The organism is Streptomyces sp. CA-106110 (genome assembly GCF_050936285.1).
In the GTDB taxonomy this organism is placed as follows: Bacteria; Actinomycetota; Actinomycetes; order Streptomycetales; family Streptomycetaceae; genus Streptomyces.
This window is the reverse complement of sequence record NZ_JBNJNB010000001.1, coordinates 12,067,046-12,079,602: the sequence shown is the minus strand read 5'-3', so window position 1 is coordinate 12,079,602 and position 12,557 is coordinate 12,067,046. Positions and strand designations below refer to the sequence as shown.

Sequence of the window (12,557 nt, the reverse complement as noted above, 5' to 3'; positions counted from 1 at the left end):
CGCGGCGGAAGGCCGTGATCTTGGTTGGTGCGCTGCGTGGGCGCGGGGTTTCTCCACACGCAGGCCGGAGCGGATCGCGCGGGCGCGCCGACGATGCTGATCGACTCCATCCGCGTGTCCTGCGGCTGCACCGTAACTGGTCAGCCCGCCGGCCGGCCCCGTGGGACCCGCGGGTGCCCTACCCGGCGGTGGTGAGCCCGATGAGCAGCAAGGCGATGTCGTCTGTCCGGGGGGCGGTGTGCCGTGCATGGTCGATCAGGGTTGTGGCGAGCCGGTCCATGGGCTGGGGCCTGGACTGGGCGAGCTGGGCGGCAAGCCCGGCCATGGCGTCGTCCAGGTCGACCCCGGGTGTTTCGACGAGTCCGTCGGTGTACAGAGCGAGGACGGTGCCGGCCGTCAGCGGGATCTCGGTGGAGGGATAGTCCGCGTTGGGGTCGATGCCGAGCAGCAGTCCGGGCGGTAGGGCGAGGACCTCGGCGTGCCCGTCCGGGTGACGCAGAACCGGCGGGGGGTGCCCGGCAGTGGCGAAGACGGCCCGGTGGCGTGCGAGGTCGAGATGGACGTACAGGCAGCTGACGAAGCGGCCCGTATCCATGTCGACCAGCAGGCGGTTGGTCTGCGCGAGGGCCTGCGCCGGCGTGGCCCCGGCGAGGGCCTGGGAGCGGATGGCGGGGCGGATCCGGCCCATGAGCGCGGCGGCCGTGACGTTGTGGCCCTGGACGTCGCCGATGACTGCGGCCGCGGTGGTGTCGTCCACCCGGGCCAGGTTGTAGAAGTCGCCGCCGATGTCCATACCGCGGGCGCTGGGCAGGTAACGGGCGGCCACATCCAGTCCGGGAAGGTCGGGCAGCGAGGCGGGGAGCAGAGCCGCTTGAAGGGTCTGCGCGAGCTCCTTGCTGGTGTCGTAAAGGCGGGCTCGTTCCAGCGCCTGAGCGATCAGTCCCGCAAGTGCGGTGAAGACGACCCGCTCTTGGTCGGGGAAGGGGTGGGGCCGGTCGAAGGCGAAGACGCACGAGCCCACCGGATGCCCGGAGGCAATCAGTGGCAGAAAGGCCCACGCGTGCTGACCTTTCTGGCGGGGGGCGGGCGGGTAGGCATGAGACAGCTCCTCGAAGGTGGCGAAGAAGGCCGGCACGCCGGTGGCGAGGACCCGGACCGCGGGCGCCGGGAAGGTCAGTGGCGCTCCGTCGAACTGCTCCAGGAGCCGGGGGTGGTATCCGCGACAGCCGATGACACGCATTCTGCCGTCCTCGGCCGCGAGCAGGGCCACGGTCCGGGCTCCGAAGGCCGGCAGCATCTCTTCTGTGACCAGATCGACCACGTCGCCCACGCCCACGGCCTCGGAGAGGGCGGCGGCCAGGTGCAGCACCCGGTAGACCTCGCCCAGGGGGATCGGCTCGCCGTGGGGCGCCCTCGTCCTGGTGGGCGCAGTCTGAAAGGCTCCGCCCGGATCGGTCGGCGAGATACGGACGCTCACCCCGGACCCGTCGGGGTACAGCTCGAATGCGAGCCACCGGTCCGGCGCGAGCATGGCGGCGTAGTAACCGGGCTTGCGACTGACCACGGCGGCGCGGAAGTGGTCCTCGAAGGCCGAGTCGGTGCACCAGGGCAAGGACTGCCGGGGGCGTGTGCCGATCAGATCGTGGATGCTCCGGCCGAGCAGAGCGGCGGCGGTGGCACTGACGTAGGTGAACCTGCCCTCGAGGTCGAGGGAGCAGCTGCCCCCAGGCAGCCGCTCGGCGAAGTCCGCCGCGGCCAGCGCCTCGGCCGGTGCCCGCTTGAGGGCGGGCGCCTGCAGCAGGCTGCGTGGTGCCGGTCCGGGACCGACGGCGTGGCCGGTGTCGGCGGCGTCGCGCAGGAACCGCCCCAGGCGCCGGCAGACGGCGCGAACCCGCTCGGGGCTCGGACCAGCGGTCCCGGCTGTGTCGGAGCCGGGCCAGAACAGCAGCAGCGCGCCCCAGACCGTCGTGCCGGTGAGGATCGGCGCCGCGGCCGCCGCATGGTGGTACGGCAGGGCGATCGCCGTGCGCGGGTAACGACGGGCAAACTCCTCGGGGTCGCCGAGCCAGACCAGCCGCCGTTCGCGTACCGCCTCGGCCACCGGAACGGGACTCGACAGGGCCACCGCGAACCACGGCGCGAGATACTCCGCCGGTATGCCCGCGGTCACCTCCAGCCGCAGCGCCCGCCCGTCGGACGCCAGCAGGAAGACCGCTCCCGCGTGCATGCCCGTGTCGCGCACGGCCAGCTCCAGCAGCTGGTCCAGCGCGGCCCGGCGTACCAACTCGGTGGCAGGCGAAGGGGGGCGGGACCCGTAGGACTGGGCGGCGCCGTCTTCCCCTATGGCGCACATACCAGCACCGTACGTCCGCATCAGCCGTCCCCGCGCGGGAGGCCTGGCTGCCGGCCCCGAGGGTGCTTCGGGGATGATCGTCCGGGCACCAGGCACACGCTGACATGGCGGGCGCTCCACGACAGCGTGCGCTCGATCACCCACCTTCGGCTGCACCTGGAACCGCGCTGGCTAGGGTCTCTGCGGACGATCTCGAGCTCGCGGCCGAGGATCTGGGAGGTCCAGTCGATCAGGCGGCCGGCCAAGCCCAGGTCGGCCCAGATTTTCCGCACATCCGGGTGGTTGAGGCGGGTCCGCAGCAGAGGGTACTTGGGACCATCGCGATCTTGGACGCTGGCCGCTACGACATGGACCGCGGGCGCGGTGGTTGCTGTACGTCGCTGCTGTAGGCAATCAAGGACGAGGCATGCCGTCAGCAGACACGTGCCTGGTGAGCGCCTACACTCTCGCTGCGCTGATCGGCGCCAGCCTTGGCATGACGGACTCGTTGACAGACCGAGCGGTGGGTACGGCTGTGGCACGTTGGACGGACAAGGAGATGCGGTGGCAACGACTGGCGGGGCAACGACCCAATCCTGGCGCTGGTATGGCGCGGCCGCCCTGGCCTCAATCGTGTTCCCTGCCGTGTTCGTACAGGCGACTCTCCGCGCACATTGGTACGTGGAACACCCGATGATCATCCCCGGCGACGATTCACCTGGCATCGCCGCAAACGCAGGGAACCTGCTTGCTGTGCCCATTTTCGCCCTTGCTGCGATCGCCTGCCTGCCGTTCCCTCTGTTCTGGGGGATCGTGGCGTTCCGCAAGTGGAAGGGCGCTGCAGCAAAGGGATTGCCGGTGTTTTCCACCGTCCTGCATCGGGTCGCTTTGCTGGTGGCCCTGCGCATCCCGATCGCCGAACGCGCCAAGCCCCGCAAGATCGCCATCAGCAGTGGATCCGACCGCCAGGAGATCTCCGGCTGAGCCGAGCGAGGCCGAACAGCGGCGGAGGACGGGTACCTGATCTCCCCCTCACCCCGTCCTCCGTACCCCTCTGGACACGGAGAAGGGTGGTGCCGAAGTGAGCCTGCGGTGGGAAGCATTCCTCGACCGGGTCAAGGAACGCGGCGAGTACGACAGCCGGCAGGAAGCACAACGCGCAGCCCGCGTGGTGCTCGCCCTGCTGGGCGCACACCTGGTCGGCCAGGTGCGCGCCCAGCTGGCAGCGCGTCTGCCGGAAGACTTCGCCCTGATCCTGCTCAACCCGCTGCAGAGCGCCGAACCCCTGCCACCGGAGCGGTTCCTGCGGGCGACGGCGGCCTGGATCGAGGGGGCCACGGACCAGACCGCGGCCTGGGACGTCAGCGCCGTCCTCAGCACCGTCGCCGACACGGCCGGCGACGAACTGCTGGGGCAGATCCTGCTCCAGCTCCCCACGGGCTACGACCTCCTCTTCGGCCGCCCTCAGCCGACCTGACCACCCCCACACCCGGCGCCCGCACATCTGTGCCGGGCTCTGGCTCCATCACCTCGGCGACAGAAAATCAACAACCGCAGTGATGTCCGACTGGACTCCACCGCTCCAGCACCTGTCCGTCACGACGTACGAGCAGATGCTGGAGAAGGTCCGCTCCGAAGGCGCCTACCCCACCCGGGAACGGGCTGAGGAAGCCGTCCGCCTGGTCCTCGCTGGACTCGGACGCCGGCTGACGGGCGACGAACGCATCGAACTGGCCACCCGCCTGCCCTTCGAAGCCGCACGCATCCTCACCGCGCAGATCCCCGACACCCAGCCCCTCACCGGCTAGGCCTTCGTCAAAGGCCTCGCCGCCCGCACCGGCGCCACCCTGGCCACCCGCTGGGACACCGGATCCGTCCTCTGCGCCGTCGCAGTCCTGGCCGGCCCCGACCTCCTCCCCCGCATCCTGCACCAACTCCCCTCCGGCTACGCCCTGCTGTTCGGCCGCGCCGAACTCACCCCCGCCGCAGAGGCGGGACGTCTCCTCCCGGCGCCCAAGCCGTTACGGACGCTGACGCGTGCACGGGCTGCAAGGACCCCACGGGACTCGTGCCGTCGGCGGCCCCGACATCGCGCCTGGCACCCCGGGGGTGTGCCAGGTCCCCCCTCATGCCCATCGTTCGAAGCCCTGGTTCCCGCTCGGGATCAGGGCTTCGCCCCGTCTCCCGCTGGTGCGCGGGCCGGGGCGGTGCCACGGCGCGCGGGCGAGTGGACCCGAGGTGCGCGGGGGCCTGGCTCGATGGAGTCTGAGGATCATGCAGCACAAGGGCGCGCGGGGGCGGCGGGGAGCATGATGTGGAGGCGGCTCTCGACGAGCTTTACACCACGCCGCCACCCGACTTCGTCTCCCGCCGAGAGGAACTTGCCGCCACCGCTAAGCCTTGATCCACCGGTTTGATGTCTGTGGATAACTCCGCTTGAAACGAGGAAGTGCCTTGTGACCTGCGATGATGGGAGTTCTTCAGGCTTCCAGCACGCACAATCAACAAGGCACTTCCGAGATGCAAGTTTCCCATACCCCGGCGGCGGTCTCCGCTGCGTTCGATGAACCGAATCTGATCGCGTGTGCCGGGCTGGTCCCGGTGATGCGGCTGGCCGAGCGGTGCGGGCTTTCCCGCATGGTGGCCGACATGGTGAGACTGACCCGGACGAAGAACGGCGCGAGCGCGTCGGCGGACGCCAAGGTCGCCAGCATCATGGGCGGCATGGCCGCAGGCGCGGACAGCATCGACGACCTGAACGTTCTGCGCCACGGTGCTATGCCGGCCGCGTTCGGCGGCATCCGTGCCCCGTCCACGCTGGGCACGTTCCTGCGCGCCTTCACCCACGGCCATGCTCTCCAACTCCACGCCGTGCACCGCCGGTTCCTTGGCGCACTGGCCGCGCACACCCCGCTGCTGCCCAGCGCCGACGCAATGGCGTTCATCGACATCGACTCCACCCACAAACGCGTCTACGGACGTACCAAGCAGGGCGCCGAGTACGGCCGGTTCAAAGGCATCCGCACCCTGCACCCACTGCTCGCCACGATCTGCACCCCGCAGTCGAGACCGGTGATCGCCCAAGTCCGCATGCGCCGCGGCAGGGCAGCCGACGCCCGCGGCGCCCCCAAATTCGTCAGCGAGGCCCTGGCCACCGCCATTGAGGCCGGCTGCACCGGCACCCGTATCCTGCGCGCCGACTCCCAGTTCTACAACGCCGGTGTCATCGCCGCCTGCCGCCGCAGTGGGGCTCACTTCTCGATCACCACCGGCATGAACCCCTCCATCAAACGGGCAGTCCTCAGCATCCCCGACGAGGAATGGCAGCAGATCAGCTACCCGACCGCGGTGCCCGACCCCGAAACCGGTGAACTCATCTCAGACGCCGAAGTCGCCGAGATATCCCACTACACCGCGTTCGCCAGCCGCAAGAAAGCGGAGCGGGTCACCGGGCGGCTGATCGTGCGCCGCGTCCGTGACCTGGCCAAACCCGCCGTCCTGGGTGAGCAGGGCGAACTGTTCCCCGTCTGGCGCTACCACCCATTCTTCACCGACAACCCTGCCGAAATGCTCCGAGCCGAACGGGAACACCGTCACCACGCGGTGATCGAGCAGGTCATCGCGGACAGCAAAGCCTCCGCCCTGGCCCACCTGCCCTCCGGGCACTTCCACGCCAACGCCGCCTGGCTCACCCTGTGGGCGATGACCTACAACCTGCTGCGGGCCACCGGCGCCCTGGCCTCCGCCTTCCACGCCAAGGCCACCACCGCCACCCTCCGCACCCACCTGATCCACGTCCCGGCCCGCCTCGCCCACTCCGCCCGGCGCATCACGCTGCACCTACCGCACAACTGGCCCTGGCAACACGCCTGGACACACCTGTTCGACACCGTCCACGACCCACCCAGCCCGGCCTGACAGCCCCTGCCCACCCCGCCCGCCAGGGCCCGACCGGAACCGAACCGTGGAAAAGCTGGGCAGACCAGCGGCTACAACCTGCCCATGACCAACCACCGACCGGAAACCGGCTCGAAACCAGTCAGAAGATCACTCCCCAAACCACGTCGGTGGATCGAGGCTTAGCGTCTCCTGCCACTCGGCGAGCTGGTGGCGGGTGATCAGGGTGTGCTGATGGTCTTCGCCCAGCACCCGCACCATGTCCGAGAGCAGCTCGGCGAAGGCGGCAGCCGCGCCAGTCGCATCCCCCGCCCGGCCCCGCCACAAAGCGAGGTGGTGGCGAGTGTTCAGAGTGTGGGGATGGTCCGGGCCGAGCACCCGCAGCGTTTGCTTTAGGAGTTCGGCCAGGGCATCTGCGGCCCCAGCCGGATCCCCCGACTTCCCCTGATACTGGGCAAGGTGATAGTGGGCGGTTAGGGTGTCGGGGTGGTCCGGGCCCAGCAACCGTTCCCGGTCAACCAACAGTTCGGCGAACGCGGCAGCCGCGCCAGTCGCATCCCCCGCCTCCCCTCGCCACAGCGCGAGATCGCTCCGGGTGATCAGGGTGCGGGGGTGGCCGGGGCCCAGCAACCGTTCCCGGTCAGCCAGCAGTTCGGCGAACGCGGCGGCTGCCCCGGCCGGATCACCCGCCTCCCCTCGCCACCGAGCCAGGTTGCCTCGGATGCCCAGGGTGTCGGGGTGGTCGGGGCCCAGCACACGCAGATAGTCGGTCAGAAGTTCGGCGAACCCGGCGGCTGCCCCGGCCGGATCACCCGCCTGCCCACGCCAGTAGGTGAGGTGGTGACGGGCATCCAGGGTGCGGGGGTGGTCGGGGCCCAGCACACGCAGATAGTCGGTCAGAAGTTCGGCGAACCCGGCGGCTGCCCCGGCCGGATCACCCGCCTCCCCTCGCCACAGGGCAAGCTCACATCGGGCATCCAGGGTGCGAGGGTGGTCCGGGCCCAGCAACCGTTCCCGGTCAGCCAGCAGTTCGGCGAACGCGGCAGCCGCCCCAGCCGGATCACCCGCCTCCCCGCACCACAGAGCCAGGTGATGGCGGGATTCCAGAGCGTCGAGATGGCCTGGGCCAAGGTGCTCACGGGCAGCATGGACCAGATATCGGAAGTGCGTGATGGCAGCGGTAACCTGGCCGGTTTCACCGAGACTTCTGCCCGCGCGGTAAAGGATGGTGTGCGCGTCGGGCCGGTACAGGACGTCTTCGGCGTGGCGGGTGAGGGCGTCGGTGTTGGCGCGCAGGGCCTGGGCGAGGACGGTATTGCGTTCGCTCTCGGGCCAGGCGGCCATGAGGGCATCGGCGGCGGTGCGGGCGTACTGGTCTCGCTGTTCGGGGGTGAGGGTATCGCGGGTGGCCCGCTGGATGAGCTGGTGGACGCGGACAGCCTGGTGGGGGGTGCCCGGTCTGTGGTCGATGAGGCTGAGCCGGTCCAGGGCGCGCAGGACGCGCACCGCGTCTGGGCGGGAGACGGGGGCGAGTTCCGCGGTGGGGTTGGGGCCGGTTGCGGTGCGGTGTGCGGCGAGGTGAGCGCGGGCCACCTCGCCGGTCAGCACGTCCTGGGGAATGCCGTTGGCGTCGAGTAGGGCAGCCAGATGGAGCATGGGCCGGGCCAGGCCGGCGGGGCGAAGCGTGTCGGCGCGGGTGATGGACAGGGACCACGCGGCGGCCAGGGCGACGGCCTGCTCGTCGGGCAGTGCGTCGGGGGCGAGGTCGGCGAGCGTGGTGGCGCGGTCGGCCAGCAGGTCGCGGTAGGCGGCCGCGGCCTCGCCGGCGTCGATGAGGTAAGCGGCGGCCTGGGAGAGGGCCAGGGGCAAGTAACCGAGCTCGCGGCCCAGGGCGGTGAGCTGGTCGGCGGGCTCGACTCGGCCGTGGGCGGCCAGGGACATGGTTAGGTAGGCGACGGCTTCGGCCTCGGTGAACAGGCCAACGTCAACCAGGCGGCGGCCTTCCCCGGTCAGGGCGGCGTCACGGCGGCGGGTGGTGACCAGGGTCCGGCCGTACGGGCTGGCAGGCGGCCACAGACCGCGCAGATCCTCCGAGTCGGCAACGTCGTCCAGAACGATCAGCCACCGGCACGGCTTCTGCCCGGCCTTGGGGGTGAGCCAGGCCAGGAAGGAGCGGGCTGCCTGTTCCGGATTGTCGTGGTCGGCTTGGCAAAGCTCGATGCCAGCCTGCGCGTATCCGGTCACGACGGGCGAGCGCGCGCTGGCGGTGATCCAGACCAGGACGTCGAGGCTGCCGACATCCCAGGCGGTGTGGGCGTAGTCCGCGGCGAGCTGGGTCTTGCCCACCCCGCCCATGCCGGTCAGCACTTGGCGCAGCACCGCGGTACCGCCGCTGTCGATCTCCACCCGCAGCCGGTCGGCCTCGGCACGTTGCTGGAAGGACTGCGCCCGGGAGGGGACAACGCCGACCTGATGCGGCCACGCTGCGGGCACGCGTGGTGCGGCATGCCGATGTTGGTGGATTCCCCCGGTGACTGTTCCGGCGGCGATGCCGCCGCCGGTTGCGGTGATGCCCCCGGTGCCGTCTCCGACGGGGTGGCGCGGGACTTTGGGTGGGCTTGCGGTGGCCGGTCCGCTCAGCCCTGGGGCGGAGCCGGCATGGGAGGGGTGCCGATCTGCGCCCCTCCGTGGATCACACCGGCGGCGATCGAGCCCTGCTCGGCGTTGATGTCCACCGTGTTCGCGGCCAGTCCGCCCGGCCCGGCGACCACGCCGCCCTGGGGGCCGTGCTGTGCGAGCAGGCTGCGCAGCTGCTCGGCCGCCCGCTCCCGCTCGGCCCCGTCCAAGTTTTCCAGCAGAGTCTCGATGCGGGTCTGCCAGACGGCCTCCTGGCGGTTGCGTGCCTGCTCCGCCTCCACCGGGCCCGTGGCCTGCACGGCGGCCGCGGTCTGCTCCAGGCGCTCCAGCTCGGCCTGCTCACGCTGCGTATCGCCCCGGCCGAACCAGCGCGCCACCGCCTGCTGTAGGCCCCTCCAAGCGTCCGTCCCTGCCGCCGTCACCAGCGCCGTGCCGCCGGATGCGGCCAGTGCGATCAATGCCTGGTCGAGCATCCCGACCTCCCCCTAAATCGCGGTGTTGATGGGGACGGTAGCGCCGCATGCGGGGCTCTCGCACCCCGTCTGGCCGAACCCACTTGAAGCTTCCCCGGCACCCCAAAACGGGCGCTCTCGACTGTACTTGAAGGCTCCCCTCCCTGAAGGGAGGGGATTCTCCACCCTCCAGGGTTGAGCGGGGATTTACGGCTCAGGCTGCCTCTTGGTCCAGCGGACCAGGTGGTCTTACGCCCTCGGCACCGTCCGGGTTCCAACCTGCCCGGACCAGCATCACGCGGGCGGAGTTCTTGTCCCTGGGGGACACGGCTCCGCACACGGTGCAGGCATAGGTTCTCATCGAGAGAGGGAGTGCGTGCTTGGTTCTCGCCCCGCACGTTGCGCAGTCCATCGTGGTGTGCGCCGGGTGCACGAGACGGACGTCCCGTGCGTGCTTGCGGCCCATCTCGATCAGGGCACGCTTCGTCGCCGCGATGGCCGCGTCGGCCGCCTTGCGGGCCATGGTGGTCTTCGCGAGGAACTTCGGCCTGAAGTCCTCCACCGCCACCCCGTCATGATCGCGCATGACGGCCTTGGCCCACTTGCGGCCGGTGTCCTCCCGCTGCCGCGCGACCTTCCTGTGCAGCCTCGCTGCCTGTGCCTGCGCCTTCCGGTAGCCGGTGGATGCACGCTGTCCTTTCGGTCGCCGGCGCCGGGCCATCATCCGCTGGTACTTCGCGAGCCGCTGAGCGGACCGCTTGCCGTGTTCGGCATGCGGAAGGTCGTAGGCGTCATCCGTGGTGGTCGCGGTCTCCTTCACACCCCAGTCCACGCCCAGGACGTGGCCGGTCTCCACAAGCGGCTCGACCTGGGCCGGGGCGACGAAGGAGGCGTACCAATGCCCGAGCGTGTCCTGATACACGCGCACGCTCGACGGGTCGGCCGGAAGAGCCCGCGACCACACCACGCTCAGCACGATCTGGCCCGCAAGGTGCAGGCGGCCCTCCTTGAGGCGGAAACCGCGCCGGGTGTAGTTCAGCGACGGTCGGCTGTCACGCTTGCGCTTGAAGCGGGGCATCCCGGCCCGGCGGTGCTGCGCAAGCCCGTCCTTGATGTCCTTCAGCGCCTTCGCCCTCGACCTGGCGAACTCCCCAATCACCTGCTGCTGCGGCACCGAGGCACCCTCAGCCAGCCACGCTGTCACCCCGCGGGCGTCGGTCAGCATCCTGTCCAGCTGCGCCGGACCACACGTCAACTTCTCGCCGCCCGCTCTGCTCTGCGCGTGGGCCTGCCGGGACTTGGCCACGCATTCGTTCCAGATCCAGCGGCAGCGATCCCACTCGGCTTCGAGTGCGCGCCGGGCTGTCTTCGACAGGCGTACACGGAAGGTGTACCGGGCATGCCCGGTGTCCTTCGTGGTCGCTTCTGTCGTCATGCATCCGAACCTACCTGGGAGGACTGACAGTTGAGAGTTCTTGACCGTTGTGGGCGGCATCACGGCCGTGCGGGGTGGACGCCGGATCGCCCTGACGGCGATCCGGCTGTCCCTGCCCTGCTCCGCAGGAGTCCGATTCCTCCCCGGCCTGAAGGCCGGGGCATCCTCGGAGAAAGCCGGTGAACTCACGCTCGGTCGGCTGGCTGCTCGTCGTCAGCGTCCGCTGGTATGCGAGGGCCTGGCACGGTGACCGCGGTGAGGTTCAGGCGGGCGTCCATGTCGAGGTTTACTTCCCCGTACGGGCGTACGTGGGACCAGAACAGCGGGGTCAGGCCGCGCCGGTCGGCGGGTGTGAGGACGTCGGCCCACTCCGGTTCGGCGAGGACGTCCTGGAGCATGAGGGTGTTCACGTAGACCAGGGCGGACTGGAGGATCCGCAGGCACAGGACGAACATCTCCTGCTCGTCGCGCCGGTTCGAGGCGATCTCCCCACCCTTGCCGTAGGCGATCACACTGTTGGCGCCGTTGGAGGACTCCATGACGTTCAGGCCCTCCTCGATCTCCCGCTGAGGTCCTCGCCGAATGGGCCACCGGCGACACCAAAGCCCTCGTCCCCGGCACCCGGCTCGAACAGCTCGTCCTGCGCGCCCTCGCCCAGCGCACAGGCGACGAAGTCCCGCGCGAGAGGGCCGGACGCCGTGCCCTGCGGGAGAGCGCGGGCGCCATCGCCGACGACCTCGCCAGCCAGGTCCTCGTCCTGGGCGTCCGCCCCGAGGGCGACACGGTGGTCTGCGACTGGCTGCGCGATGCCGCCGACTTCGGCATCCCGTTCCGGCTCACCCTCCACCAACTCGCATCCGACCCCGTCGTCCCCGCCGCCGCTGACATCTTCGTGTGCGAGAACCCGGCCGTCCTGCGCGCGGCCGCCGCCGAACTCGAAGCCGGCAGCGCAGCCCTGGTGTGCACCGAGGGCGTACCGTCCGCCGCCTGCCACAAACTGCTCGCCGACGCGGTACGCGCCGGAGCCCGGCTGTACTGGCGGGCCGACTTCGACTGGGCGGGCCTGCGCATCACCGCCACCGCCGTGGAACGCCATGGGGCCCACCCCTGGCGCATGACCACCGCCGACTACCGCGAAGCCCTCGGCCACGGCCAGTCCACACCTCTCGGCGGCCCACCCGCCACAAGCCCCTGGGACCCCCAACTGGCGTGAGCCATGAGGGAGTCGGGTCAAGCCGTCATGGAGGAGCGCCTGCTGCCCGCGCTCCTGGCCGACCTCACCCGCACCTGACGCCGATGCGATTTCGGCCAGACCGGTCGAAGACCGGCCCTACCCGGCCCCGTACCCCCCTCGCGCCCAGGCGACGCGAGGCTCACCAGTTGGATTAACGAACCGTAGTGAACCTGTGGCAGAGTGCTACGCGCACGCCCGGCGCCCAGGCGACGTCGGGCACCCTCCTCGGTCGGGTCTTGCGGCCCGGTCGACCAGCGTCCGGAGGGACGTGCCACGCGGACTGGCGGCTCCTGTCGTTCAGTACCAGGGCACGAAGGCGATTGGCTCCCAAGGCTGAGCAACGCTCAGCCTCGCTAAGCCAACCAGAGACGCTCCCTCCCCAGCAGACCGCTTATGTGGTCCTGCCGGCCAGCGTCCGGAGGGACACGCACAACGGGCCGGACCCGGCTGCCCCGCGCAGCCCACCGGCACCAGGGCATGCACACGATCAGCACACCCACCACCAGCCGACACCGGCCACGAGGAGCAGCGCTGGGCGCGGGATTCCACCTCCACGCTCACGCCTCCCCA

Annotated in this window: 9 protein-coding genes and 2 pseudogenes; 6 read left to right on the top strand and 5 right to left on the bottom strand. The window is 70.3% G+C overall.

Annotation, left to right across the window (positions count from 1 at the left end; translation table 11 throughout):
* Positions 1-178: 178 nt before the first annotated feature.
* A complete protein-coding gene (locus ACQEXA_RS55985; protein ID WP_433134135.1) occupies positions 179-2,353 on the bottom strand; it encodes a SpoIIE family protein phosphatase in 2,175 nt (724 codons plus the stop codon).
* 543 nt (positions 2,354-2,896) lie between these two features.
* Here ACQEXA_RS55985 and ACQEXA_RS55980 point away from each other — a divergent pair.
* The 4 genes and pseudogenes from ACQEXA_RS55980 (at position 2,897) to ACQEXA_RS55965 (ending at position 6,250) form a co-directional block, all read left to right on the top strand.
* Complete coding sequence (locus ACQEXA_RS55980; protein WP_433134132.1) at positions 2,897-3,316, top strand: hypothetical protein; 420 nt, start codon at positions 2,897-2,899, stop codon at positions 3,314-3,316.
* 97 nt (positions 3,317-3,413) lie between these two features.
* Complete coding sequence (locus ACQEXA_RS55975; RefSeq protein ID WP_432920677.1) at positions 3,414-3,809, top strand: DUF2267 domain-containing protein; 396 nt, start codon at positions 3,414-3,416, stop codon at positions 3,807-3,809.
* Between the two features lie 82 nt (positions 3,810-3,891).
* A pseudogene (locus ACQEXA_RS55970) lies at positions 3,892-4,320 on the top strand (DUF2267 domain-containing protein); the annotation flags it as partial.
* A gap of 532 nt (positions 4,321-4,852) precedes the next feature.
* Positions 4,853-6,250 (top strand): IS1380 family transposase, encoded by a 1,398-nt coding sequence (locus ACQEXA_RS55965; protein ID WP_433134130.1) that lies wholly within the window; start codon positions 4,853-4,855, stop codon positions 6,248-6,250.
* A 129-nt stretch (positions 6,251-6,379) separates the two neighbouring features.
* Here the strand turns inward: ACQEXA_RS55965 and ACQEXA_RS55960 are convergent, their stop codons facing one another.
* The 4 genes from ACQEXA_RS55960 to ACQEXA_RS55945 form a co-directional block, all read right to left on the bottom strand.
* A complete protein-coding gene (locus tag ACQEXA_RS55960; RefSeq protein WP_433134127.1) occupies positions 6,380-8,722 on the bottom strand; it encodes a tetratricopeptide repeat protein in 2,343 nt (780 codons plus the stop codon).
* 143 nt (positions 8,723-8,865) lie between these two features.
* Positions 8,866-9,339 (bottom strand): hypothetical protein, encoded by a 474-nt coding sequence (locus ACQEXA_RS55955; protein ID WP_433134125.1) that lies wholly within the window; start codon positions 9,337-9,339, stop codon positions 8,866-8,868.
* A gap of 193 nt (positions 9,340-9,532) precedes the next feature.
* Positions 9,533-10,753 (bottom strand): RNA-guided endonuclease InsQ/TnpB family protein, encoded by a 1,221-nt coding sequence (locus ACQEXA_RS55950; RefSeq protein WP_433134122.1) that lies wholly within the window; start codon positions 10,751-10,753, stop codon positions 9,533-9,535.
* 185 nt (positions 10,754-10,938) lie between these two features.
* Complete coding sequence (locus ACQEXA_RS55945; RefSeq protein WP_432920692.1) at positions 10,939-11,292, bottom strand: Tn3 family transposase; 354 nt, start codon at positions 11,290-11,292, stop codon at positions 10,939-10,941.
* A gap of 44 nt (positions 11,293-11,336) precedes the next feature.
* On the opposite strand from ACQEXA_RS55945, the pseudogene ACQEXA_RS55940 reads away from it, so the two are divergent.
* Positions 11,337-11,513, top strand: a pseudogene (locus ACQEXA_RS55940) (TIGR02679 domain-containing protein); the annotation flags it as partial.
* Between the two features lie 24 nt (positions 11,514-11,537).
* Positions 11,538-11,966, top strand: a complete 429-nt coding sequence (locus ACQEXA_RS55935; protein ID WP_432920695.1) for a DUF2399 domain-containing protein — start codon at positions 11,538-11,540, stop codon at positions 11,964-11,966.
* Positions 11,967-12,557: the final 591 nt, after the last annotated feature.